This window comes from Streptomyces sp. JB150, assembly GCF_011193355.1.
Lineage (GTDB): Bacteria > Actinomycetota > Actinomycetes > Streptomycetales > Streptomycetaceae > Streptomyces.
In genome coordinates, this window is the sequence record NZ_CP049780.1 from 2342616 (window position 1) to 2366925 (window position 24310).

21 protein-coding genes and 1 pseudogene are annotated in these 24310 nt (G+C 73.1%); 5 read left to right on the forward strand and 17 right to left on the reverse strand.

Annotated elements, in window-relative coordinates:
• Positions 1–43: 43 nt before the first annotated feature.
• The 6 genes from G7Z13_RS10950 to G7Z13_RS10975 all read right to left on the reverse strand — a co-directional run bounded on the left by G7Z13_RS10950 (position 44) and on the right by G7Z13_RS10975 (position 6188).
• A complete protein-coding gene (locus tag G7Z13_RS10950) occupies positions 44–403 on the reverse strand; it encodes an MmcQ/YjbR family DNA-binding protein (protein ID WP_165998248.1) in 360 nt (119 codons plus the stop codon).
• The gene (locus tag G7Z13_RS10955; RefSeq protein ID WP_165998251.1) at positions 400–1704 is read right to left on the reverse strand and encodes a hemolysin family protein; all 1305 of its coding nucleotides are present in this window, start codon (positions 1702–1704) and stop codon (positions 400–402) included. Before G7Z13_RS10955 ends, G7Z13_RS10950 begins: the two co-directional genes overlap by 4 nt.
• Positions 1701–2198, reverse strand: coding sequence for an rRNA maturation RNase YbeY (gene ybeY / locus G7Z13_RS10960; protein WP_165998253.1), 498 nt, complete (start codon positions 2196–2198; stop codon positions 1701–1703). The genes G7Z13_RS10955 and ybeY overlap by 4 nt, the downstream gene beginning before the upstream one ends.
• Before the next feature lie 12 nt (positions 2199–2210).
• Positions 2211–3284 carry a PhoH family protein gene (locus tag G7Z13_RS10965; protein WP_165998255.1) on the reverse strand — a complete coding sequence of 358 codons (1074 nt, stop codon included), beginning with the start codon at positions 3282–3284 and terminating at the stop codon, positions 2211–2213.
• Positions 3285–3558: 274 nt separating this feature from the next.
• Positions 3559–4677: a PfkB family carbohydrate kinase gene (locus tag G7Z13_RS10970; RefSeq protein WP_166004850.1), complete on the reverse strand. Its 1119-nt coding sequence runs from the start codon at positions 4675–4677 to the stop codon at positions 3559–3561.
• 209 nt (positions 4678–4886) lie between these two features.
• Positions 4887–6188, reverse strand: a complete 1302-nt coding sequence (locus G7Z13_RS10975; RefSeq protein ID WP_240926176.1) for a glucarate dehydratase family protein — start codon at positions 6186–6188, stop codon at positions 4887–4889.
• 75 nt (positions 6189–6263) lie between these two features.
• On the opposite strand from G7Z13_RS10975, the gene G7Z13_RS10980 reads away from it, so the two are divergent.
• On the forward strand, positions 6264–7052 hold the full coding sequence (locus tag G7Z13_RS10980; RefSeq protein ID WP_165998260.1) for an IclR family transcriptional regulator: 789 nt from the start codon (positions 6264–6266) through the stop codon (positions 7050–7052).
• 26 nt (positions 7053–7078) lie between these two features.
• Here G7Z13_RS10980 and G7Z13_RS10985 read toward each other — a convergent pair whose 3' ends face one another.
• The 5 genes from G7Z13_RS10985 to G7Z13_RS11005 form a co-directional block, all read right to left on the reverse strand.
• Positions 7079–8092, reverse strand: a complete 1014-nt coding sequence (locus G7Z13_RS10985) for an adenosine deaminase (RefSeq protein WP_165998261.1) — start codon at positions 8090–8092, stop codon at positions 7079–7081.
• Positions 8093–8112: 20 nt separating this feature from the next.
• Complete coding sequence (locus G7Z13_RS10990) at positions 8113–9018, reverse strand: ribonuclease Z (RefSeq protein ID WP_165998263.1); 906 nt, start codon at positions 9016–9018, stop codon at positions 8113–8115.
• A gap of 13 nt (positions 9019–9031) precedes the next feature.
• On the reverse strand, positions 9032–9385 hold the full coding sequence (locus G7Z13_RS10995; protein ID WP_165998265.1) for a histidine triad nucleotide-binding protein: 354 nt from the start codon (positions 9383–9385) through the stop codon (positions 9032–9034).
• Between the two features lie 308 nt (positions 9386–9693).
• Positions 9694–12927: a S41 family peptidase gene (locus G7Z13_RS11000; RefSeq protein ID WP_165998267.1), complete on the reverse strand. Its 3234-nt coding sequence runs from the start codon at positions 12925–12927 to the stop codon at positions 9694–9696.
• A 45-nt stretch (positions 12928–12972) separates the two neighbouring features.
• On the reverse strand, positions 12973–13509 hold the full coding sequence (locus G7Z13_RS11005; protein WP_206313048.1) for a hypothetical protein: 537 nt from the start codon (positions 13507–13509) through the stop codon (positions 12973–12975).
• A 230-nt stretch (positions 13510–13739) separates the two neighbouring features.
• Here G7Z13_RS11005 and G7Z13_RS11010 point away from each other — a divergent pair, with 230 nt between their 5' ends.
• Both G7Z13_RS11010 and G7Z13_RS11015 read left to right on the forward strand, forming a co-directional pair.
• The gene (locus G7Z13_RS11010; RefSeq protein ID WP_165998270.1) at positions 13740–14942 is read left to right on the forward strand and encodes a protein kinase; all 1203 of its coding nucleotides are present in this window, start codon (positions 13740–13742) and stop codon (positions 14940–14942) included.
• Positions 14943–15011: 69 nt separating this feature from the next.
• Positions 15012–15413, forward strand: a complete 402-nt coding sequence (locus G7Z13_RS11015; RefSeq protein ID WP_165998272.1) for a hypothetical protein — start codon at positions 15012–15014, stop codon at positions 15411–15413.
• Here the strand turns inward: G7Z13_RS11015 and G7Z13_RS33615 are convergent.
• From G7Z13_RS33615 to hrcA, 5 genes and pseudogenes are all read right to left on the reverse strand, one after another.
• Positions 15358–15723: pseudogene (locus G7Z13_RS33615) on the reverse strand (VOC family protein); the annotation flags it as partial. The gene G7Z13_RS11015 and the pseudogene G7Z13_RS33615 sit on opposite strands and share 56 nt — an antisense overlap.
• Positions 15724–15765: 42 nt before the next feature.
• Complete coding sequence (locus tag G7Z13_RS11025; protein ID WP_165998273.1) at positions 15766–16515, reverse strand: 16S rRNA (uracil(1498)-N(3))-methyltransferase; 750 nt, start codon at positions 16513–16515, stop codon at positions 15766–15768.
• Positions 16512–17630: a nitronate monooxygenase gene (locus G7Z13_RS11030; RefSeq protein ID WP_165998275.1), complete on the reverse strand. Its 1119-nt coding sequence runs from the start codon at positions 17628–17630 to the stop codon at positions 16512–16514. The genes G7Z13_RS11025 and G7Z13_RS11030 overlap by 4 nt, the downstream gene beginning before the upstream one ends.
• Positions 17631–17881: 251 nt before the next feature.
• Complete coding sequence (gene dnaJ, locus G7Z13_RS11035; RefSeq protein WP_165998276.1) at positions 17882–19018, reverse strand: molecular chaperone DnaJ; 1137 nt, start codon at positions 19016–19018, stop codon at positions 17882–17884.
• Positions 19019–20035: a heat-inducible transcriptional repressor HrcA gene (gene hrcA, locus G7Z13_RS11040; RefSeq protein ID WP_165998278.1), complete on the reverse strand. Its 1017-nt coding sequence runs from the start codon at positions 20033–20035 to the stop codon at positions 19019–19021. It lies immediately after the preceding gene.
• A 163-nt stretch (positions 20036–20198) separates the two neighbouring features.
• Here hrcA and G7Z13_RS11045 point away from each other — a divergent pair, with 163 nt between their 5' ends.
• Both G7Z13_RS11045 and G7Z13_RS11050 read left to right on the forward strand, forming a co-directional pair.
• Entirely contained in the window at positions 20199–20930 is a 732-nt protein-coding gene (locus G7Z13_RS11045; RefSeq protein WP_165998279.1) for an MBL fold metallo-hydrolase, read from the forward strand.
• Between the two features lie 32 nt (positions 20931–20962).
• Positions 20963–21775, forward strand: a complete 813-nt coding sequence (locus tag G7Z13_RS11050) for a DUF3097 domain-containing protein (protein ID WP_165998281.1) — start codon at positions 20963–20965, stop codon at positions 21773–21775.
• Positions 21776–21781: 6 nt separating this feature from the next.
• On the opposite strand, the gene G7Z13_RS11055 is transcribed toward G7Z13_RS11050, so the two are convergent.
• Positions 21782–24310 (reverse strand): caspase family protein, encoded by a 2529-nt coding sequence (locus tag G7Z13_RS11055; RefSeq protein WP_165998283.1) that lies wholly within the window; start codon positions 24308–24310, stop codon positions 21782–21784.

The following is a 24310-nucleotide window of genomic DNA, read 5'->3' on the forward strand; positions in this document are numbered from 1 at the left end:
ACCGAGGATACGTAGGAGCACGGCCGGTGGCCCGCGGTGGGCCTCAGGGACGGTCCAGGCGGAGCCGGGCTGCGCGCGGCAGCCCGGCGACGACCAGGTCGTAGGAGTCCTCGACCAGCTCCCGGACCAGCCGGTCCGGGAGCCCGGCGTCGACGGTGACCGTGTTCCAGTGGCGCTTGTTCATGTGCCAGCCGGGGACGATCAGGTCCGGATGGGCGGTGCGCAGCCGCACCGCGTCCTCCGGGTCGCACTTGAGGTTGACCTTCAGGGGCCGCGCGTCCAGGTACGACAGCGCGAAGAGCTTGCCGTGGACCTTGAACACCGAGATGTCCGGGCCGAAGGGGAAGTCCTCCTCGGCCGCGGTGAAGGACAGGCACAGGGCGCGCAGCTCCCGCGGGGTCACTCCGGCTTCTCCTCCGCGGTCTCCTCGGCCGGGGGCACCGGCTCCACCAGCACCGTGACGATCTTGTTGCGGCGGCCGGCGGCGGCCTCGGCGGTCAGCCGCAGGTCGCGGCCGTCGGGCAGTGGCACCACGGCGGACGCGCCGGCGATCGGGACCCGGCCGAGGGCCTTGGCGAGCAGGCCGCCGACGGTCTCCACGTCCTCGTCGTCGTACTCGTCGAGGCCGTACAGCTCGCCGAGGTCGGTGATGTCGAGGCGGGCGGTGACCCGGTAGCGGTCCTCGCCCAGCTCCTCCACCGGGGGCAGCTCGCGGTCGTACTCGTCGGTGATCTCGCCGACGATCTCCTCGAGGATGTCCTCGATGGTGACGATGCCGGCCGTGCCGCCGTACTCGTCGATGACGACGGCGACGTGGTTGCGTTCCTTCTGCATCTCGCGCAGCAGGTCGCCCGCGTTCTTGGTGTCCGGGACGAAGAAGGCGGGCCGCATCGCCGTGGAGACCAGTTCGCTCTCCGCGTCCCGGCTGATGTGCGTCTTGCGGGCCAGATCCTTCAGGTAGACGATCCCGACGATGTCGTCCTCGCTCTCGCCGGTGACCGGGATCCGGGAGAACCCGGAGCGCAGGGCGAGGGTGAGGGCCTGGCGGATGGTCTTGAACCGCTCGATGACGACGAGGTCGGTGCGCGGCACCATCACCTCGCGCACCAGGGTGTCGCCGAGTTCGAAGACGGAGTGCACCATGCGGCGCTCCTCGTCCTCGATCAGCGACTCGCGTTCGGCGTAGTCGACCAGGGCCCGCAGCTCCGCCTCGGAGGCGAACGGGCCGTGCCGGAAGCCCTTGCCGGGGGTGAGCGCGTTGCCGATGAGGATCAGCAGCCACGGGACCGGGCCCATGATCCGGGCCAGCGGCAGCAGCACGTACGCCGCCGCGGTCGCCGTGTGCACGGGGTGCTGGCGGCCGATGGTGCGCGGGGAGACCCCGACGGCGACGTACGACAGCAGGACCATCACCGCGATGGCGATGAGCAGGGCCTGGGTGACGCTGCCGAACTCGCGCAGGCACCCGTAGGTGATCAGCGCGGCGGCGGCCATCTCGCAGGCGACGCGGACGAGCAGCGCCACGTTGAGGTAGCGGGTGGGGTCGGCGGCGACCTGGGCGAGCTTGTCGGCGCCGCGCCGGCCGGACCGTACGGCCTCCTCGGCGCGGAAGCTGGAGACGCGGGCCAGGCCGGCCTCGGCGCAGGCGGCGAGCCAGGCGACGATCACGAGGGCGATCGCGCCGGTGACGAGCGGAAGGCTCATGACACGGTCGGGGCCGGGGACGGGCCGGTCAGGCCCTTCTCCGCGCGCCAGCCGTCCACGATGGCGGCCTGGAGGCCGAACATCTCGGCCTTCTCGTCGGGTTCCTCGTGGTCGTAGCCGAGCAGGTGCAGCACTCCGTGGACGGTGAGCAGCTGCAGCTCCTCGTCCATGGAGTGCTTCGTCGGCGCCTCGGCGCCCTGCCTGGCGGCGACCTCGGGGCAGAGCACGATGTCGCCGAGGAGGCCCTGCGGGGGCTCGTCGTCGTCCTTCGACGGCGGACGCAGTTCGTCCATCGGGAAGGACATGACGTCCGTGGGCCCCGGCAGGTCCATCCACTGGATGTGCAGCTGCTCCATGGCGTCGGCGTCCACGACGATCACCGAGAGTTCGGAGAGCGGGTGGATGCGCATCCGCGCGAGCGCGTAGCGGGCGATGTCGAGGATCGCCTGCTCGTCGACCTCGGTTCCGGATTCGTTGTTGACGTCGATCGACATGGTCGTGCTGGTCTACTTCCCCTTGGAGCCCTTGGCGGCGGACTTACGGCCCTTGTGGGCGCCGTTCTCCGTGCCGTGCTTGCTGTCGTACTTCTCGTACGCGTCGACGATACGGCCCACCAGCTTGTGCCGGACGACGTCGTGCGAGGACAGCCGGGAGAAGTGGACGTCCTCGACGCCTTCCAGGATGTCCTGGACCTGACGGAGACCGGACTTGGTGCCGTCGGGGAGGTCGACCTGGGTCACGTCACCCGTGATCACGATCTTCGAGTCGAAGCCGAGGCGGGTGAGGAACATCTTCATCTGTTCGGGGCTGGTGTTCTGGGCCTCGTCCAGGATGATGAAGGCGTCGTTGAGGGTACGGCCGCGCATGTACGCCAGCGGGGCGACCTCGATCGTGCCCGCCGCCATCAGCCGCGGGATCGAGTCGGGGTCGAGCATGTCGTGCAGCGCGTCGTACAGCGGGCGCAGGTAGGGGTCGATCTTCTCGTAGAGCGTGCCGGGCAGGAAGCCCAGGCGCTCTCCGGCCTCGACCGCGGGGCGGGTCAGGATGATGCGGTTGACCTGCTTGGACTGCAGGGCCTGCACCGCCTTCGCCATCGCCAGATACGTCTTGCCGGTACCGGCGGGGCCGATGCCGAAGACGATCGTGTGCTTGTCGATCGCGTCGACGTACCGCTTCTGGTTGAGGGTCTTGGGGCGGATGGTGCGGCCACGCGAGGACAGGATGTTCTGCGTCAGCACCTGGGCCGGGGTCTCCGAGCCCGCGTCCCCTGAGGCCTCACTCGCCTTGAGCATCGCGATCGAGCGTTCCACTGCGTCCTCCGTCATCGGCTGCCCGGTGCGGAGCACCAGCATCATCTCGTCGAACACGCGCGAAATGAGGGCGACGTCCGCCGGGTCGCCGACCGCGCTGATCTCGTTGCCCCGGACATGGATGTCGGCCCCCGGGAAGGCCTTCTCGATCACGCGCAGGAGGGAGTCGCCGGAACCCAGCACGGTCACCATGGGGTGCTGGGCGGGGACGGTGAACTGCACTCTCGCCTGCCCCTGCGCGGGGGTGTGCGGTGTGGGTGTCTGAGTCATGGGCCGGCGCTGAAGGCCTGCGGTTCCTCCTCGTCACGGCCGCGCAGCTGAGGGCGGCCTCGCGACTCCCAGGGTACGACGGAGCACCGACAACCCCGTAGGCCTTTTCGCACGGGGCTCGGTGAGGGAAGACACGTGCGGGGTTCCGTTCCGCGGGGCGGCGGTCGGAGCCGCCTCGTGCCGGGGGGTCGGAGCCGCCTCGTGCCGGGGGGTCGGAGCCGCCTCGTGCCGGGGGGGGCGGGGGCGGGTCGTGCCGGGGGGCGGGGGCGGGTCGTCAGGCCGGGCGGCGGAAGCCGATGGTGGGGACGGCGCGGCGCAGCGGCCAGGGGCGGCCGGAGTCCTCGGGGACCAGACCGGCCAGGAAGGCGTAGCGCTGCAGGGCGGTGGGGTCCTGGTCGTCGAGGGAGCGGACCTTGCGCCACCAGGCGGCGATCTCGGCCCAGCCGGGCGCGGAGAGCGAGCCGCCGAACTCCTGGACGGACAGGGCGGCGATGAGGCCGGCGAAGGCGAGGCGGTCGGCGAGGTCCCAGCCGGCGAGGGTGCCGGTGACGAAGCCGGCCACGAAGACGTCCCCGGCGCCGGTCGGGTCCAGGGCCTCGACCTCGATGGCCGGGACCTCGGCGGTCTCGCCGGTGCGCCGGTCCACCGCGTACGCGCCGTCCGCGCCGAGGGTGACGACGGCCAGCGGCACGTGCGCGGTGAGCGCGTGGGCGGCGGCGCGCGGGCAGCTCGTGCCGGTGTAGCGCATCGCCTCCTCCGCGTTGGGCAGGAACGCCTCGCAGTGCGCGAGGTCGGGCAGGGCCGCGAGGTCCCAGGCGCCGGTGTCGTCCCAGCCGACGTCGGCGAAGATCCGGGTGCCCCGCGCGGCGGCCTGGGCGATCCACGGCGCGGAGGTGCCGGGCACCAGGGACGCCACGGCCGCCCGGGCGCGCGGCGGGCAGTCGGGGGCGGGCTCCTCCGGGGGCGGCTCGTGGCCGTGGGACACCATCGTGCGCTCCCCCTCGTAGGCCATGGAGACCGTGACCGGGGAGTGCCAGCCGGGGACGGTGCGGGAGGGGGTGAGGTCGATGCCCTCGCCGCTCTCCAGCGCGTCCCAGCAGTAGTCGCCGTAGTGGTCGTCGCCGAAGGCGGCCGCCAGGGACGTCTTCAGGCCGAGCCGGGCCAGCGCCGTCGCCATGTTCGCCACGCCGCCCGGGCTGGAGCCCATGCCGCGCGCCCAGGACTCGGTGCCGCGCACCGGGGCGGAGTCGAGGCCGGTGAAGATGATGTCGAGGAAGACGGTGCCGGTGAGGTAGACGTCCCAGGGCGGATCGCCGGGCGCGCGCAGCGCGGCGAGGGGGTCGACCTGCGGCGGGCAGCCCTGCGGGGCGGGCGCGGCGAGCGAGGCCGGCACGGTGGAGGCGGTGGCTCCGGCGGACGCGTTCACGGTGCACTCCCTGAACGTGGTGCGGGTCAGGCCAGTGTGCACCACGCCACCGACAGCACGTCTTCCGTCACACCCGGCACCCCGGTGACGGCGTCGACCAGCCGCCTCGCCGTCACCGCGAGTCCTCCAGCAGTCGGTCCCTCCCTCGGTCACCCGCCCGTCCCGCCGCGGCCCCCCTACCACCGGGGCATCGCCGGCGCCCTCCACCCCGGTTCGGCGACCCGCATCGCCGCCGCGTCGTCGCGGTCCCGCAGCGTGCCGTCGTCGCGTGCCCACCGTTCGTGCAGCAGGGCCAGCCGGTCGCGGTCCAGTTCCACGCCCAGGCCGGGCGCGTCACCGACGCGGACGGCGCCGTCGTGGAACGTCAGGCGTTCGGTGAGGACGTCCTCGGACTGCCAGGGGTAGTGGGAGTCGCAGGCGTGCAGCGGGCCGGGCACGGTGGCCGCGACCTGGGTCATCGCGGCGAGCGAGATGCCGAGGTGGGTGTTGGAGTGCATGGAGACGCCGACGCCGAAGGCGCGGCACACCGCGGCGAGCTGCTGGGTGCGGCGCAGGCCGCCCCAGTAGTGGTGGTCGGAGAGCACCACCTGGACGGCGTCCCGTGTGAAGGCCTCCTTGATCTCGGCGAAGGTCGTCACGCACATGTTGGTGGCGAGCGGCACCGGCGTCCCCGCGGCGACCTCCGCCATGGCGGCCGTACCGAGGGCGGGGTCCTCCAGGTACTCGAGGACGTCCTCCAGTTCCCGCGCCACCTTCAGCGCCGTGGGCACGGACCAGGCGCCGTTGGGGTCGAGCCGCAGCGGGTGCCCGGGGAAGGCCTCGGCGAGGGCGCGGACGGCGGCGATCTCCTCGTCGGGCGGGAAGACGCCGCCCTTGAGCTTGAAGGAGCAAAAGCCGTACCGCTCGGTGAACCGGCGTGCCTGCGCGACGATCCCCGCCGGGTCGAGGGCGGCGCCCCAGTCGTCGGGCTCGGCGGCGACGCCCTCGGGGTGCGCGGCCCACCGGTAGAAGAGGTAGGCGCTGTAGTCGACGGTGTCGCGCACCTTGCCGCCGAGCAGGGCGTGCACGGGCAGCCCGAGCGTGCGCCCGAGCGCGTCGAGGCAGGCGACCTCGTAGGCGGAGACGACGGACAGCCGCAGTTTCTCGGCGCTCTGGACGCCGCGCAGCCCGCCGACGTCGAGGGCGCCGTCGACCCGCGCGGCGTCCACGGCGACCCGGTCGGCGAGCGCGGACAGCCCGTTGAGGTCGTCGACCCGGTGCCCGGTGAGCAGCGCGGCGAGGGGCCGGGCGAGGTCGAGGTACTGCGTGTCGCCGTACGTCTCCCCGAGGCCCGTGATGCCGTCCTCCGTGGTCACCTCCACGATCAGCCGGGGGGTGTACGGCTGGTGCACGCCCTGGGTGTTGAGCAGGGGCGGGTCGGCGACCAGCACGGGGGTCAGGGTGACCCGGGCGATCCGGAGGTCACGGTCACGAGCCACAGCCATCTCCCTACGTAGACGACGTTCCCGTATGAAGATATCGGGGCGCGGTGCTCGCCGCACTACCATCTCCCCATGTCCGAGTCAGGCGGCGGCGGAGTCCGCGAGGTGAAGTCGGCCGCGCGCACGGTGGAGTTGCTGGAACTGCTCACCGCGCGCGGCGACCGTCCGGCGCGCCTGCAGGAGCTGGCGGACGCCCTCGGCGTCCCGCGCAGCTCGATGTACGCCCTGCTGCAGACGCTGGTCTCGCGCGGCTGGGTGCGCACCGACATCACCGGCTCGCTCTACGGCATCGGCATCCGCGCCCTGCTGACCGGCACCGGCTACCTCGACTCCGACCCGCGCGTACGGCTCGTACGGCCCTATCTCGACGAGGCGTCGGACGCGCTCGGCGAGACGATCCACATGGGCCGGCTCGACGGCCGGGACGTGGCGTACCTGGCCACCCGGGAGTCGCACGAGTACCTGCGCACCATCAGCCGGGTCGGGCGCCGGCTCCCCGCCCACGCGGGCGCCCTGGGCAAGGCGCTGCTGGCCGAACGCCCCGACGCCCAACTGCCGGACGAGCCGTACGCCGCCCTCACCCCCCGCACCCGCACCACGCGCGCCTCCCTGGCGGCGGACCTCGCCGAGGTGCGGGCGCGCGGCTACGCGATCGACCGCGAGGAGGGCGTGCCGGGGATCGCCGGCTTCGGGTTCGCCCTGCGGTACGACTCCCCCGCCCAGGACGCGATCAGCTGCTCGGTGCCGGTGGTCCGGCTGACGCCGGGGCACGAGCAGCGGATCGTCGCCGTGATGCGGGAGGTCCGGGCGAAGATCGAGGCGACGGCACCGGCGTCCGGGGGCACCGTCCGCTGGCGCTAGCGCCATCCTCGCCCCACCCGCGCCGTCTACGGCACGGCGGGTCCGGGCCGCGGGAACGCGTACGCCTCCACCTCGGCGAGGTAGCGCGCCCGCCGCTCCTCGTCGTCCTCCAGGAAGGAGGCGAGGAAGGAGTTGCGGGCCAGCTCGCGCAGCCGCTCGTCGGAGAGGCCGAGTTCACGGCGTACGGCGTCGAAGTTGTCGCCCGCGTAGCCGCCGAAGTACGCCGGGTCGTCGGAGTTGACCGTGCACAGCAGTCCGGCGTCGAGCATCGCGGGCAGCGGGTGGCCGGCCAGGGTGTCCACGGCGCGCAGCCGGACGTTCGACAGCGGGCACAGGGTGAGCGGGATCCGCTCCCGCACCAGCCGCTCGACCAGCGCCGGGTCCTCCATGGCGCGCAGGCCGTGGTCGACGCGCTCGATGCCGAGCACGTCCAGGGCCTCGGTGATGTACGCCGCCGGCCCCTCCTCGCCCGCGTGCGCGACCCGGCGCAGTCCGAGCGCGGCCGCGGCCTCGTAGACCTCGCGGAACTTCGCCGGCGGGTGCCCGACCTCGGCGGAGTCCAGGCCGATGCCGGTGATCCGGTCCAGGTACGGCTTCGCCGCCTCCAGGGTGGCCAGGGCCGACTCGGCGGACTCGTCGCGCAGGAAGCACATGATGAGCCGGGTGGAGACGCCGTGGTCGGCCTCGCCGCGCCGCAGCGCCCGCCACAGGCCCTCCACGACCGTGCCCATCGCCACGCCGCGCGCGAGGTGGGCCTGCGGATCGAAGAAGATCTCCGCGTGCCGCACGCCCTGCGCGGCGGCGCGGGCGAGATAGGCGTCGGCCAGGTCCTCGAAGTCCCGCTCGGTGCGCAGGACGGCCATCAGCGCGTAGTACAGGTCGAGGAAGGACTGCAGGTCCTCGAACCGGTAGGCCGCGCGCAGCTCGTCCGTGGTGGCGTACGGCAAGGTCACCCCGTTGCGGGCGGCCAGCTCGAACGCCAGCTCCGGCTCCAGGGTTCCTTCGATGTGCAGGTGCAGTTCTGCTTTGGGGAGGGGCATTCGGGCATGGTACGCCCCGTTTACCTGCGTTTCGGGACCGGTACGCGCAGCAGGTCGGACGCCACCGTCAGCTCGCCCTCGAACCCGGCGGCGCGCGCCTGGCGCTCGAACTCGCCGGGGTCGGTGTAGCGCTGGCTGAAGTGGGTGAGGACGAGGTGGCGCACCTCGCTCGCCCTGGCCACCCGCGCCGCCTGACCCGCCGTCAGATGACCGTGCTCGGTGGCGAGATGCTCGTCCTCGTCAAGGAACGTCGACTCGATGACGAGCATGTCGCAGCCGTCCGCCAGCGCGTACACCCCGTCGCACAGCCTCGTGTCCATGACGAACGCGAACCGCTGCCCTCGGCGCAGGACGCTGACGTCCGCCAGGGTCACCCCGCCGAGCGAGCCCTCCCGCTGGATACGGCCCACGTCCGGGCCGGTGATGCCGTGCGCGGCCAGCCGCTCGGGCAGCATCCGGCGGCCGTCGGGCTCGACGAGCCGGAAGCCGTAGGAGTCGACCGGGTGGGAGAGCCTGCGGGCCTCCAGCGTGTAGGAGGGGGTGCGGGCGAGGGTGCCGTCGGCGTCGACCGGGGCCTCGGTCACCCCCACCGTCTCGCGGTAGGCGGTGGCGTAGCGCAGCCGGTCGAAGAAGCGCTGGCCGGAGCGCGGGTAGTGGGCGGTGACCGGGTGCGGCACCTGGTCGAGGTTGATCCGCTGGATCACGCCCGGCAGGCCCAGCGAGTGGTCCCCGTGGAAGTGGGTGACGCAGATCCGGTTCAGGTCGTGGGCGGCGACGCCGGCGCGCAGCATCTGGCGCTGGGTGCCCTCGCCGGGGTCGAAGAGGATGCCCTCGCCGTCCCAGCGCAGCAGGTAGCCGTTGTGGTTGCGGTGCCGGGTCGGGACCTGGCTGGCGGTGCCGAGGACCACCAATTCACGGACGGACACGATCGCGTACCGCTTACCCGGGGGGCCATTCCAGGCCGCGGCCGCCGAGGACGTGCGCGTGGACGTGCCAGACGGTCTGGCCGGCGCCGCTGCCCGTGTTGAAGACGGTGCGGTAGCTGTCGAGCTTCTCGTCGTCGGCGACGGCCCGGGTCTCGTGGAGCACGTCCGCGGCGAGGTCGGGGCGGGCGGCGGCGAGTTCGGCGGCGTTCGGGTAGTGCGCCTTGGGGATGACCAGGATGTGGGTGGGTGCCTGGGGGTTGATGTCCCGGAAGGCGAGGGTGGTCTCGGTCTCGCGGACGATCGTCGCCGGGATGCGGCCCGCGACGATCTTGCAGAACAAGCAGTCGTCCTGTGGCTCCCCTGCCATGGTCCCTCCGGGGGTTGAGCGGGTGATCGTCTGTGGGGGCATCGTATCGTCGGTGGGGGGTTGTGGGGGTTGTTCGCGCAGTTCCCCGCGCCCCTGGGGGGCGTGTGGTGGGGCGTCGCTTTCCGGGTGCGGGTAGTGGGGGTTGTTCGCGCAGTTCCCCGCGCCCCCAAGGGGGACGGGGGCCGGGCGTCGTGGGCCGGTGCGGGTAGTGGGGAGCGTTCGCGCAGTTCCCCCGCCCCTAAGGGGGGCCGGGCGTCGTGGGCGGGTGCGGGTGGGGAGGGCAGGCCTCTGTGCGGTCGGCGCGGTCGTCACGGGAGAGGTGGGGGGACCTTTGCCGGGGTGGATTCCAGGGATTGCAGGGCCAGGCGGACGGCCTCGTCGAGCTGGGGGTCGCGGTCGGCGGCGTGGTCCTGGGGGCGGTGGACGACCTCGACGTCGGGGTCGACGCCGTGGTTCTCCACGCCCCAGCCGTACCCCTCCAGCCAGAAGGCGTACTTCGGCTGGGTGACGAGGGTGCCGTCGACGAGGCGGTAGCGGCTGTCGATGCCGATGACGCCGCCCCAGGTGCGGGTGCCCACCACAGGCCCCAGCCCGAGTGCCTTGATCGCCGCGTTGACGATGTCGCCGTCGGAGCCGGAGAACTCGTCGGCGACGGCGACGACGGGCCCGCGCGGCGCGTCCTCGGGATAGCTGTACGGCCGCATGCCGCGCGGCACGCCCCAGCCGACGATCCGCCGGGCCAGCTTCTCCACCACGAGCTGGGAGGTGTGCCCGCCCCGGTTCTCGCGGACGTCGACGATCAGGCCCTCGCGGGCGACCTCGACCCGCAGGTCGCGATGGATCTGGGCCCAGCCGGGGGCCTGCATGTCCGGGACGTGGAGGTAGCCGAGCCGCCCGCCGGAGCGCTCGCGGACGTACGCCCGCCGGCCGGCCACCCACGCGTGGTACCGCAGCGGCTCCTCGTCGGCGAGCGGCACGACCACGGTGTGCCGCACCTCGCCCCCGCCGGCGGGCAGGACGGTCAGCTCGACCGGCTTGCCCGCGGTGCCGGCGAGCAGCGGCGCCGGCCCGGTGACCGGGTCCACCGGCTGCCCGCCGACGGCGACGATCGCGTCCCCGGCGCGCACCGCGACACCGGGCGCGGCGAGCGGGGAGCGGGCCTCGGGGTCGGAGGTCTCCGAGGGCAGCACCCGGTCGACCCGCCAGGTGCCGTCCGGGTGCCGGGAGAGGTCCGCGCCGAGCAGGCCCTGCCGGTCCCCGTGGCCGTGTCCGCCGCGCGGGATGACGTACGCGTGCGAGGTGCCGAGTTCGCCCTGCACCTCCCAGAGGAGGTCCATCAGGTCGTCGTGGGTGGCGACGCGGTCGAGGACGGGCCGGTAGCGGTCGAGGACGCCGTCCCAGTCGACGCCGCTCATGTCCGGCCGCCAGAAGTGGTCCCGCATGATCCGGCCGGCCTCGTCGTACATCTGCCGCCACTCGGCCGCCGGATCGACGGTCTGGCGGACGCGGGAGAGGTCGACGGTGATGTTGCTGTCGCTGTCCTCGTCGCCGGAGGCGCGCCGGTCGCTGGGCACGACCTTCAGCCGGCTGTCGGTCCACAGCAGCACCCGCTTGCCGTCGCCGCTGACCTCGAAGTGGTCGGCGTCGGCGGCGAGGTGTTCCAGGCGCTGCTGGGCGAGGTCGTAGCGCTCCAGCTCGGTGTGCGGGTCGGGGTCGTCCGGGGTGGCGCGGGAGGCGCCGAGGACGCCCTGCACGGGGTGGCGCAGCCACAGCACGCCGTCCTTGGCGGCGCGCAGGGTGGAGTAGCGGCCGGCCTCGACGGGGAACGGCACGATCCGGTCGGCCAGGCCTTCGAGGTCGACGCGGGTGGCGGGGGTGCCCTCGCTGTCGGGGGTCTCGTCCTTGTCCGGCGCGTCGAAGGCGCGGCCGTGCCGCTGCGGGCCGAACGGGGAGGGCGTGGTCGCGGCGAGGGTGATCAGGTACGGGCGGTCGCCGGTGACGAACGCCAGGTCGAAGACGTGCTCGTCGTAGACCGGGTCGAAGGAGCGGGTGGAGAGGAACGCCAGGTGCTTGCCGTCGAGGGTGAAGGCGGGCGCGTAGTCCTGGAAGCGCAGCGGGGTCGCCTCGGTGACGGTCAGGTCGGTGGTGTGGGCGATCCTGATCTGGCAGAGCGGGCTGGGACCGGGGTGCGACCAGGCCAGCCAGGCCGAGTCCGGTGAGAAGGTGAGCCCGGAGACGTCGCCGTGCTCGCTGCGGTCGGCCTCGCGGACCTCGCCGGTCTCCCGTTCGACGAGCAGGACCCGCCCGTCGTGCGCGGCGACCGCGGCGCGGCTGCCGTCCGGGGCCATCGCCAGGCCCAGTACCCGGCCGAGCCGGCCCGCGGCCAGCCGGCGCGGGGTGGCGCCGGGCGCGAGTCCGGTGGCGGGTGCGAACTCCAGGGCGTCCTCGCCCTCGGCGTCCGTCACCCACACCACCCACTCCTCGCCGTCCACCCGGAAGGTGCGCGGCAGCCGGGCCCGTACGCCGGGGGTGGCGGCGAGCGCGCGGGCGGGGCCGGCGCGGTGGGTGACCCAGTGCACGGCGCCGCGCACGGCGACGGCGCTGCCCCGGGCGGTGTGGTCGGGCGCGGCGCCGCCGACCCAGCGGGCGGCGTTCACCTGGTACGGCTGCCGGTCGGTGCGCTGCCCGCCGAGGCGGATGTCGAGGCGGCGCGGCTCGGCGCCGTCGAGGTCGTCCAGCAGCCACAGTTCACCGGCGCGGGAGTAGACGACGCGGGTGCCGTCGCCGGCCGCGTGGCGGGCGTAGAAGCCGCCCCCGGTCCCGGTCCCGGCCGGGTGGGAGGTGTCGCCGAGGGGGGTGTGGCGGCGCAGGTCGGATCCGTCCGCGAGGGAGGAGTAGACGGCTCCCGTGCCCTCGTGGTCGGAGAGGAAGGCGATCCTGTCCCCGGTCCACAAGGGGTACTCGATGTTCCCGTCCAGGTCCTCGTGGAGCCGGACGAACTCGCCGTCGCCGTCCCGGTCGATCCACAGCTTGCCCGCGGTGCCGCCCCGGTAGCGCTTCCAGCGGGCCGCCTCCAGGCCCATGCCCGCGGAGAGCAGCACGGTGCGCGGCCCGTACGCCACCCCGGAGACCGGCCCGTACGGCAGGGTCACCGCCGGTCCCCCGTCGAGCGGGACGGCGTGCGCCCAGGTGCGGCTGGTGCTCGCCTGGCCGTGGCTGCCGGTCACCAGGACGTGGCCGTCGGGGGTCCAGCCGCGCACCTTGGTGGTCCGGCTGCCCCAGTGGGTCAGCCGCTTGGACGGGCCGCCGTCGACGGGCGCGATGTGCCCCTCGGGGGCGCCGTCGCGGGTGGAGGTCCAGGCGACGGTGGTGCCGTCGGGCGAGATGCGCGGGTGGCTCACCGGCACGTTGTCGGCGCTGACCCGCCAGGCCCGGCCGCCGTCGAGCGGGGCGAGCCACACGTCGTCCTCGGCGGTGAAGGCCACCAACTCGCCGTGCGGATGCGGAAATCGGAGATACCCCGGCGTGGAAGACTGCGTCACCCGATCACCCTACGCAAGCGGCGGCGGCCCGGACAGGGTTCTGGATCACTTGCCCTCCGGCCAGCACTGCGGATCGCGCTGACACCAGACGGTCTTGGTGACCGTCACCGTGACGTCCGGGTCGGGACCGGCACCGGACGGCTGGTTCACCGGCGGGGTGCTCGGGGCGTCGCAGTCGCCGAGGCCGTTGACGCGGAACCACTCCTTGCCGTCCACCTTGGCGACGATGTCCCCGCGCACGCAGCGGCCGTTGACCGCGCGGGTCACCTTGCCGTCGACGGTGATCTCCTTGCCGTCGGTGGTCTCGCCCTCGCACCGCACGTCGGCGACGGTGTCCTCGCCGGCACTGGGCGTCGAGCGCCCGCCGTCCCCGACGTTCGCCGTGCAGCTCAGCCACCGCACGTCCGCCTTCTGCCGCTCCAGCTCCCGGGTCACCGTCTCGTCCGTCGTGTACGCCACGGTCGCCGAACTCAGCCCGCCCGGCTCACACGCCACCACACCACCGACACCCACACCGAGCGCCACCACGGCAACCGCCCCACGCCCGAAGGACCGACCCCAAACCCGCCTCAACGCCCCCATGGGGGGCATGCTGCCACCGACCGCCGGGCCACGGAAGAGCGCATACGGCCACGCACCGTCCGCCGTGCTTCCGCTCGGGCGCCGCCCAACCACCGCGACCAGCAGGGCTGTCACCGGCCGCCGCATATCCCGTGCCCCGGCGCTGCTCTGCCCTATCGCATCAACGAGCGCGCCGGGACAATTCGCCGGACTTCGCCGGCACGTGAGTGACTTGTGCCATCCTCGGCCACGTGGGGGACACATCAGGACTTGGAGCGGTGCTGGCCGGTGGCCGCTACCGAATCGAGGCGAAGCTCGGCAGCGGCGGCATGGCGGACGTCTTTCGGGCCTACGACATGAAGTTGGCCCGGATGATCGCCCTCAAGGTGATGCGGACCGGCCTGTCGTTCGATGCCGGGTATCCGGCCCGGTTCCGGCGTGAGGCGCAGGCCATGGCCGCCATCAGCCATCCACATGTGGTGGCGGTGCACGACATGGGGGACGAGCCCGTCCCGTACATCGTGATGGAACTCGTCGACGGCCACAGCCTCGCCGATCTGCTGCACGCAGGGCGTCCCCTGCCGGTGGCGCAGGCTCTGCATCTCGCATCGCAAGTGCTGGCCGGGCTCGCCGTGGCCCACGCGCAAGGGCTGGTCCACCGCGACATCAAGCCGGGGAACGTGCTGCTGGCGGCCGACGGGACGGCGAAGGTGGCAGACTTCGGCATCGCGCGGGCCGCGGAGGGGGCGGGGACCGCCCTCACCCGGACCGGCCTGCTGATCGGCACTCCGCACTTCATGTCGCCCGAGCAGGTGCTGGGCCGCTCAGACATCGATGGCCGGTCGGATCTCTACTCGGTCGGCGTGATGCTGTTCCAGATGCTCGCCGGGCGGCTCCCCTTCGAGGCGGACTCCGCCTATGCGATCGGATACCTGCACCTCAGTGCTCCGCCACCCACCCTTGCCTCCTTGGGCATCGCGGCAGACCCGGCGCTGGAGTCCGTACTGGCTCGCGCCCTGGCGAAAGATCCGGCCCACCGATACCCGGACGCGGAGTCGATGCGCGCGGCGCTGCACCAGGCGTCGCCCACGGCCCGCACGCAACAGGCCCCCTATGTGCCTCCGCGACCGCCTCAGCCCCCGACGACCGCTGTCCCCCGTGGTCGGCTGTCACGCGCCCGTCGGCTACTCGTCGCCCAGGCAGCCTGCCTGTTCGCCTGGCTGCTGGGAGCCCAGAACGAGGCGGTTTGGCTGGCGGTCCCCGGGGCCTTCGGAGCTCTCATCGTCGCACCGCCGGGGCTGTGGATGTCATGCTCGGCGGCGCGCCGGCAGAGCAGACCATGGAGCATGGCCGTCAAGATCAAGACAACTCTCGCCGTGATTCTTCACGGAGGAGTGGCACTCTTTCTCCTGACTGCCCTCGTGGTTGCGCTGGTGGCTCCGGGCGGGCTGTGACCGCATCAGTTTCCCGCTCCGACCGCCAGCCCGGCGAAACCCGTGCGGTCACCGCGCTAGCCTGCCCGGATGCGCAAGAAGGGCAGTCTGCGACGGCTCGTGGTGGACGAGACGACGACCTATCTGTGGAGTGTCCGGCACCGGCACGGTCAGGGGCGGCCCTGTGAGGAGGTGGTCGGGCTGCTGCGGGACGGGCGGCGGACGCGGATCGTCTTCCGGGCGGGGCCCGGGCGTGCCGTCGAGGGCGGCTATCAGCCCGGCGGCTACGTGAGCGACGAGCACGGCAACGGGCTGAACCTCAACGAGCCGGGCAGCGTGCGCGCGCTCGTCGACGAGGCCGCGGGGCGCGGGCTGCTGCCCGGTCCCCGAGAGCAGCAGGTGGACGGCTGGGCGCTGCTGCCGGGCGCCGCCGCCCGCCGCGCAGCAGCAGCCACTCCCGCGACTCCACCAGGTACCCCTCCGGGTCCTTGAGGTGGGCGACGCGCGTCCGACCGGCCGGGAGCGGGGCCGTGGAGCCGGGTCGCGCCCCCCGGGCGGTGATCTCCGCGCAGCGGGCGTCGAGGTCGTCGGCGCGCGGCACGACAGGGAGCGGTGCCCGTTCGCGGCCTCGCCCGGCTCGACCGGCACCTGAGCCGTCGTGGCCCGGTCCTGGAGGGCGATGCCCGCCGAGCCGGTGGCGGGGCTGAACCTCTCGTACGGCCCGTCCCCCGCCCCGGACTGCGGTTGCAGGCCGAGGAGAATCGGCGTACAAGCGGTGGCAGGCGGCGAAGTCGGTGACCAGCGGGCGGACTCGGGCGAGTTCGGCGGTGCCTTCCGCGCGGCGTCAGGACCAGCGGCCGGTGCGGCCGAGGAGGAGGGCCGCGGCGGCCGTGCCGGCGGTGGAGGTGCGCAGCACGCTCCGGCCGAGGACGTACGCCTTGGCGCCCGCCTCCCGGAACAGCGTCAACTCGTCGGCGGCGACGCCCCCTTCGGGGCCGACGACCAGCACGATCTCGCCCTCGGCGGGCAGTTCGGCGGTGGCCAGCGGCTCGCTGCCGTACTCGAAGTCGGAGTGCAGTACGGCGGCGAAGTCGGCCTTGGCGAGCAGCGCGGCGACCTGCTTGGTCGACGCGAGGTCCGCGACCTCGGGGAAGCGGACCCGCCGGGACTGCTTGCCCGCCTCGCGGGCGGTGGCACGCCACTTGGCGAGGGACTTCAGTCCGCGGTCGCCCTTCCACTGGGTGATGCAGCGGGCGGCCTGCCACGGCACGATCGCGTCGACGCCGACCTCGGTCATGGTCTCGACGGCGAGTTCCCCGCGGTCGCCCTTGGGCAGGGCCTGCACGACGGTGATGCGGGGCTGCTCGGGCGGCTCCTGCGAGTAGGAGTCCAGCTGGACGATGAGGCGGTCCTTGCCCTCGGTGCCGAGGACCACGCAGTCCGCCCAGCGGCCGGCGCCGTCGGTGAGGATGACGTCCTCGCCGGGCCGCAGCCGCTTCACGGAGACCGCGTGGCGCCCCTCGGGGCCGTCGAGGACGTACCGGCCGCCGCTTCCCGCGTCGAAGTGGTCGACCACGAACACGGGTGCCGTCATCGCCGGCCGCCTTCCGACAACGCTGTCCGGGCCGCCGCCAGCTCGGCCGCCAGCACCTCCACCAGCTGCCCGGCGGGCAGTTCGCGGGCCATCCGGTGGCCCTGCCCGGCCCACAGCGCCATGCCCTGCGCGTCACCGGCCTTGGCGGCGGCCTTGCGCAGCGGCGAGGTGAGGTGGTGGATCTCCGGGTAGGCGGCGGGGGCGTACGGCCCGTGCTCGCGCATGAACCGGTTGACCAGGCCGCGCGCGGGGCGGCCGGAGAAGGCGCGGGTGAGTGCGGTGCGGGTGAACAGCGGGTTGGTCAGCGCCTGCTTGTGCACGGCGTGGGCGCCCGACTCGGGGGTGGCGAGGAACGCGGTGCCGAGCTGCGCGGCGCTGGCCCCGGCGGCGAGGACGGCGGCGATCTGGCTGCCGCGCATGATGCCGCCGGCGGCGACGAGGGGCAGCCGGACCGCCTCGCGGACCTGGGCCGTCAGGGAGAGCAGTCCGATGCCGGAGCCGTCGTTCTCGGGGATGTCCCGGTGGGTGCCCTGGTGGCCGCCCGCCTCCACGCCCTGCACGATCACCGCGTCCGCCCCGGCCCGCTCGACGGCGCGGGCCTCGTCGACGGTGGTGGCGGTGACGAGCGTGAAGGTCCCGGCCCGGCGCAGCGCGTCCAGGACGTCCCGGCCGGGCACGCCGAAGTGGAACGAGACGACGGGCACCGGGTTGTCCAGCAGCACGGCGAGCTTGGCGTCGTAGCCGTCGTCGCGGCCGCTGTCCGGGTCGCCCAGCTCGGTCTCGTACCAGGCGGCCTCACCGGCCAGCTGATGGGCGTAGACATCGACGGCGGCGGCATGAGGGGACGCGGCGTCGGTCGCTGCGCCGGAGCCGGTGCCCGCGCCGGGGTGCTCGGGCTGCGGCATGAACAGGTTCACGCCGAAGGGGCGGTTCGTCAGCCCCCGCAGTTGCTTGATCTCCTGGTACATGCCGTCGGCCGTCTTGTACCCGGCGGCCAGGAAGCCGAGCCCCCCTGCCTCGGACACGGCGGCGGCGAGCTGCGGCACGGAGACGCCGCCCGCCATGGGGGCCTGCACGATCGGGTGGGGGAAGAGATCGGTCAGTGCGGAGGACATGACGGCATGTTGTCACGTCCCCCGAACAAGTCCGAAACCGGGCGCCCGGCTGGCATAGACCACCGGCACCCACGGGACCCGGCTTGCGCGAAACCGGGCCTCAGCGGCCGTCGAGCGCGTCCTTGAGCCAGGAGAACGGGCCCTCCTGACCCGGCTGACCGCGCCTGCCCGGGGCCGCCCCCGGGCCGGCCCCCCGGCCGCCTCGACGCCGCGTCCCGGCCCAGCCGCGCCCGCGCGCGCCCGCGCCCGCCTCAGCGGCCGTTAAACGCGTCCTTCAGCCGCGAGAACAGGCCCTGCTGCCCCGGCTGGAACTGGCCCTGCGGGCGTTCCTCGCCGCGCAGCTTGGCCAGCTCGCGCAGGAGGCGTTCCTGCTCGGGGTCGAGCTTGGTCGGGGTCTGCACCTCGACGTGGACGATCAGGTCGCCCCGGCCGCCGCCGCGCAGGTGCGTGACGCCCCGGCCGTGCAGCGGGATCGACTGGCCGGACTGGGTGCCCGGACGGATGTCGACCTCCTCCATGCCGTCCAGCGTCTCCAGCGGCACCTTGGTGCCGAGGGCCGCCGCCGTCATGGGGATCGTCACCGTGCAGTGCAGGTCGTCGCCGCGCCGCTGGAAGGTCGGGTGCGGGAGTTCGTGGATCTCGACGTACAGGTCACCGGCGGGGCCGCCGCCGGGGCCGACCTCGCCCTCGCCCGCGAGCTGGATCCGGGTGCCGTTGTCGACACCGGCCGGGATCTTCACCGTCAGGGTGCGGCGGGAGCGGACCCGGCCGTCGCCGGCGCACTCCGGGCACGGGTTCGGCACGACCGTGCCGAAGCCCTGGCACTGCGGGCACGGCCGCGAGGTCATGACCTGGCCCAGGAAGGACCGGGTGACCTGCGAGACCTCACCGCGGCCGCGGCACATGTCGCACGTCTGCGCCGAGGTGCCCGGCGCCGCGCCCTCACCGCTGCAGGTGGAGCAGACGATCGCGGTGTCGACCTGGATGTCCTTGGTGGTGCCGAAGGCCGCCTCGTCGAGCTCGACCTCGATCCGGATCATCGCGTCCTGGCCGCGGCGGGTGCGCGAGCGCGGCCCGCGCTGCGACGCCGTGCCGAAGAACGCGTCCATGATGTCGGAGAAGTTGCCGAAGCCGCCCGCGCCGAAGCCGCCGGCACCCGCGCCGCCGCTCTGCGACAGCGGGTCGCCACCGAGGTCGTAGACCTGCTTCTTCTGCGGGTCCGACAGCACCTCGTAAGCGGCGTTGATCTCCTTGAACCGCTCCTGGGTCTTCGGATCGGGGTTGACGTCCGGGTGCAGCTCGCGAGCGAGCCGCCGGAAGGCCTTCTTGATCTCTTCCTGCGACGCGTCGCGGCGCACGCCGAGAACGGCGTAATAGTCCGTGGCCACCTACGACTCCGCCAGGATCTGTCCGACGTACCGTGCCACCGCTCGTACCGCTCCCATCGTTCCCGGGTAATCCATGCGGGTCGGTCCGACCACGCCGAGCTTGGCGACTGCCTCGCCGCCCGAACCGTAGCCGACCGACACCACCGACGTGGAGTTGAGTCCCTCATGGGCGTTCTCGTGGCCGATGCGCACGGTCATGCCCGAGTCCTTCGCCTCGCCCAGCAGCTTGAGGAGCACGACCTGCTCCTCCAGCGCCTCCAGGACGGGGCGGATGGTGAGGGGGAAGTCATGTCCGAAGCGGGTGAGATTGGCGGTGCCGCCGATCATCAGCCGCTCCTCGGTGCGCTCGACCAGCGTCTCCAGCAGGGTGGAGAGCACCGTCTGAACGGTACCGCGATCCTCCGGTTCGAAGCCCTCGGGGAGATCCTGCACCAGTTGCGGCACATCCGTGAAACGGCGGCCCGCGACCCGGCTGTTCAGCCGCGCCCGCAGATCCGCCAGGGACGTCTCGCCGAACGGCGCCGGGCAGTCGATCATCCGCTGCTCGACCCGTCCGGTGTCGGTGATCAGGACCAGCATCACCCGCGCGGGTGCCATCGACAGCAGCTCCACGTGCCGCACCGTGGACCGGGTCAGCGACGGGTACTGCACGACCGCGACCTGCCGGGTCAGCTGCGCGAGCAGCCGCACCGTGCGGGCCACGACGTCGTCGAGGTCGACGGCGCCGTCGAGGAAGTTCTGGATCGCGCGCCGCTCGGGCGCGGTGAGCGGCTTGACCTCGGCGAGCTTGTCGACGAAGAGCCGGTAGCCCTTGTCGGTGGGGATCCGCCCGGCGCTGGTGTGCGGCTGGGCGATGTACCCCTCGTCCTCCAGGGCGGCCATGTCGTTGCGGACCGTGGCCGGCGAGACGCCGAGGTTGTGCCGCTCGGTGAGCGCCTTGGAGCCGACCGGCTCCTCGGTTCCGACGTAGTCCTGGACGATGGCGCGCAATACCTGAAGCCGTCGTTCACTGAGCATCCGCGCACACCTCCAGCGGTCGGTCCCCTTGGCGCTCCCCCTGGCACTCGCCCTGTGTGAGTGCCAGCCTTACCGGCCCAGTGTACGGCCGTCGGGTACGGCCCGGGCAAGGCCGGTCCTGCGAGGTCGTGCGGCCGGGGCCGTCCCCGTTAGCGTCGCGGGTATGACGGTGACTTGGGAAGAGCTGGGGTGGGAACGGCTGGCGACCGGGGTCGGCCGGTGCCGCCTGCCGGGCTGGGACTGCACGGCGGGCCTGGTCCTGGGCGAGGGCACGGCGCTGCTGATCGACGCGGGATCCGGCCTCGCGGAGGGCGCCCGGCTGCGGGCCGAGGCGGAGGAGATCTCCGGCCGGCGTGTGACCCATCTCGCGCTCACCCACCCCCACTTCGACCATGTCTTCGGCGCCGCCGCGCTGGCGGGCGCGGAGGTGTACGGGGCGGTCGGCGTGGACGCGGCGCTCACCTCGCGGCGGGCCCGGGAGGAGCTGCGGGCCGACGCCGTACGCAACGGCCTGGACGAGGCGACGGCGGCCGAGGCCGCGGGCGCGCTGGCCGCGCCCCGCCATCACGTCTCCGGCGAGTGGACCCTCGACCTGGGCGGCGGCCGCCAGGTCCTGCTGGCGAACGTCGGCCCCGGGCACACCGCGCACGACCTGGCCGTCCTCGTCCCCGGCGAGACGGAGGTCGTGTTCTGCGGCGACCTGGTCGAGGAGTCCGGCGAGCCCCAGGCCGGCCCCGACGCCGTCCCGTCCCGCTGGCCGGACGCCCTGGACCGCCTGCTGGCCCTCGGCGGCGAGGACGCGCTCTACGTGCCCGGCCACGGCGCGGTGGTCGACGCGGCGTTCGTGCGGCGCCAGCGCGACGCCCTGGCGGCCCGTTTCGGCGTGTCGCGCTGAACCCGTCCGGCGCTGTCCATATCGTCATCCGAATGCGCCAGTACTCCCCCGACCTGACCCCGCCCTGGAAGAAGCCCCAGCCGGTCCCCGAGGTCCCGGCCGAGCCCGGCCTGGTGGTCGAGGAGCCCGCGACCGGCTTCTGCGGCGCGGTCATCCGCTGTGAGGCGGGCACGGTCACCCTGGAGGACCGCTTCGGCAAGCACCGGGTGTTCCCGCTGGAGCCGCGCGGCTTCCTGCTGGAGGGCAAGGTGGTCACCCTCGTCCGGCCACCGTCCGGCGCTCCGGTACGGCCCGCCCGCACCGCCTCCGGCTCCGTGGCCGTCCCCGGCGCCCGCGCCCGCGTGGCCCGCGCCGGCCGTATCTACGTCGAGGGCCGCCACGACGCCGAGCTGGTCGAGAAGGTGTGGGGCGACGACCTGCGCATCGAGGGCGTCGTCGTGGAGTACCTGGAGGGCGTCGACGACCTCCCGGCGGTCGTCGACTCCTTCGCCCCCGGACCGGACGCCCGCCTCGGCGTCCTCGTGGACCACCTGGTGCCGGGCTCCAAGGAGTGGCGGATCGCCCAGTCGGTCACCAGCGAACACGCCCTCGTGGTCGGCCACCCGTACATCGACATCTGGCAGGCGGTGAAACCGTCGGCCCTGGGCATCCCGGCCTGGCCCGAGGTCCCGAAGGGCCAGGACTGGAAGACCGGCGTGTGCCGGGCCCTGCGCTGGCCGTCGGACAACACCGGGGCGGTGTGGCAGGCGATCCTGAAGCGGGTGGAGTCCTACAAGGATCTGGAGCCGGAACTGCTGGGCCGGGTGGAGGAATTGATCGACTTCGTCACGGCACCACCGGCCTAGCCGGGGTCACGGACGCCGGGGCGTGTCCTCCGCCGGGCTGCCCTGGTCAGGGGGGAGGCCTGCGCTTCCGGCCGCGGGCGCGCCGGACCGGAAGCGCTCCGGGCCGAACCGCCGCAGTGCGGCGTCCACCTGCTCGGCGGGGATGTCCATGGCTCCCTTGGAACGGAGGGTGGCGATGCGCAGCTCGACTCCCTTCAGGTGCGCTCCCAACCGCCAGTAGCCGCGGTAGCCGGAGGCGTCCTCGGGACGAAGCCACAGGACCACGTCGTCGGGCGTGTTCTTGCCGGACCCCGAGGTGAGGCGCTCCGTCGCGTCGACATGGTCCCAGGGGATGGTCAGCCGGCGGGCGCGTGACTCGAGGACGAACGTCCGGTGGTCGATCCGCACGGTGAGCCGGGAGCGCAGCACGAGGAACGGGAGGCAGCCGGCGAGCAGGAACGTGTAGGCCATCACTCCGCCGAGCCAAGGGTCGGTGGAGTGAGGGTCCCCGACCAGGTTCCCGGCGATGCCGCCGAGGACGGACGTCGCTGTGACGGCACCGATCGCCGCCACCCAGCTACGCGGCCCCGCGAAGTCGCCTTCGTAGTGGGCCGCGTGCTGGTCGTCCCGGACGATCCCGTGCGGGCGGGGGTGGGGGTCCCACAGGTCCCCGGCATACCGGCGGACGACAGTTTCGAATTCCTCACGGGAGATCCCCATGGAGAAAAGGTCGCAGACGAGGACGCCACCGAATCGGGCTTCCAGGGGGGCGAGCAGCGCGTCGACGCCTTTGGCCGGACGGGACGACGGCAGGTCGCGCGGCCTGAGGAACACGGCCCCGCTCGCCGGGGTGCGCCGCCGCCAGGACACGATGCCGACGCGGTCGATCCGGTCCCAGGTCCAGTGCCGGGTGCCGCGCCTGCTCGAGTGAGAGATGCCGTCGGGACCGATGGACAGGCTTCCGCCATGCCACAGCAGCAGGGCCGGCAGCAGCGCGGGGACCAGCAGGAAGAGCGTCCACAGGGTCATCGGGACGAACGCCCATCCGTACCGTGCGGGGACGGTGGCGGGGACGATCACGGCGGGGATCAGGGCGATGGCGGTGAGGACAAGGGTGAGGACGCCCAGGAGTGCGCGGCGCGTCGTGCCGTGCAGCGTCGTCGCCGGGCGGATCTCGGTGGGCGTGGGGGCGGTGTATCCGGCGCGTTGAGCCGCCTGCGTCCGGGTCCACACGTCGCGGGGAGCGAAGCGTTCGAGGGCCTGGTCGACCTCGTGCGGTGTGCAGGCGAGACGGCCCAGATCGGCGACGCAGGAACCGTCGAGCCCCCACCGTCGCCCGGCGCGCCGGGCCGCCCGCGGAAGCTGGGCAGGCGTTCCCTCACGCAACCGGAGCAAGAGCAGAAACGGTCCGTGCCCGTGTCGACGTGCCGGCACCCACTCGACGCGGGCCTCGAGGACGCGGTGCCAGGAGTAGCGGGCCACCCACCGTTCGTCCGATCTACGCCGCACCTGAACACCCTCCGCGGAGATACGCAGCTCGTACGGGGCGAACAGGAACCGGAAGCCGAGCCAGCCGACTGCCAACACCGACAGCACGCTGTAGGCGATCACGTCCTCACGCGGATCTCCGGCGGGGATCCGACCTCTGAAGCCCTTGTAGACCAAGAGGGGATCACCGACGGTGAGGCCGCCGGCGGCCAGGACCAGAAGGAGGGCGAACAGCAGGAGCAACCCGGCCAGGCAGCTGTGGCGTCGGGTGAAGTGCACCGTGGTGTCCTCCGCCTCGACCGGTGGGCTGGAAGGCTGCTTCCGTGCCGGTTGCCGTGGGACGTCGGCGGGCGACGCGTACTGCGTATTGCAGGCCAGCGGCACAGCGGCGGCCGTGTTGCTCGTTTTCATGGTCGGCCTGGGCTTTCCACGCCGGACCAGGTTGTCGCGGGCGACCCGGAACACGCTGTCGGCGTCCAGCAGCGGGGGCCCGCCCGGAACGCCATGCGTCAGGATGTCGAGCAGCTCCCCGGTGAAGAAGGTGTGGCGCTCCGCCTCTTCGAACCGGGCTTTCCCCGCGGCTGCGGCCAGGACGCAGGTGCCGTCGGCCGCGGCTTTCTCGGCCAGGTCGATGTCCTCACCGCTCATCGTGGCGCGATCGGCGTAACAGCAGTCCAGGATGACTATGCGCGCCCGGGCTCTCGACTTCTGGATTTCACGGCGCAGATACCGGTACTCGATGCCGGTCCACATGGTGTGGGGCCGGCTGCCGGGGAGAGTGAGGAAGAACTCCTCCTCGTCGGAGTCGATCTGGCCGTGGCCCGCGTAGTAGACCAGCAGGGCATCGGTGGCCTGCTCCGCGGCCTTCTGCACTGCCACGAGCACCTGCTGGTCATCGGCGGGGTCGGGGATGACGAGGCAGTTCTCCTCGGGCAGGTTCCACGACCGGGGGCTGGTCAGCAGGCGCCGCAGGTCCCCCAGGTTGCGCTCCACGTTGGGCACGTCGGTCAGGTGGTCGTAACGGCTGACGCCGATGAGCACGGCACGGCTCCCGGCGGGGCTGGGCAT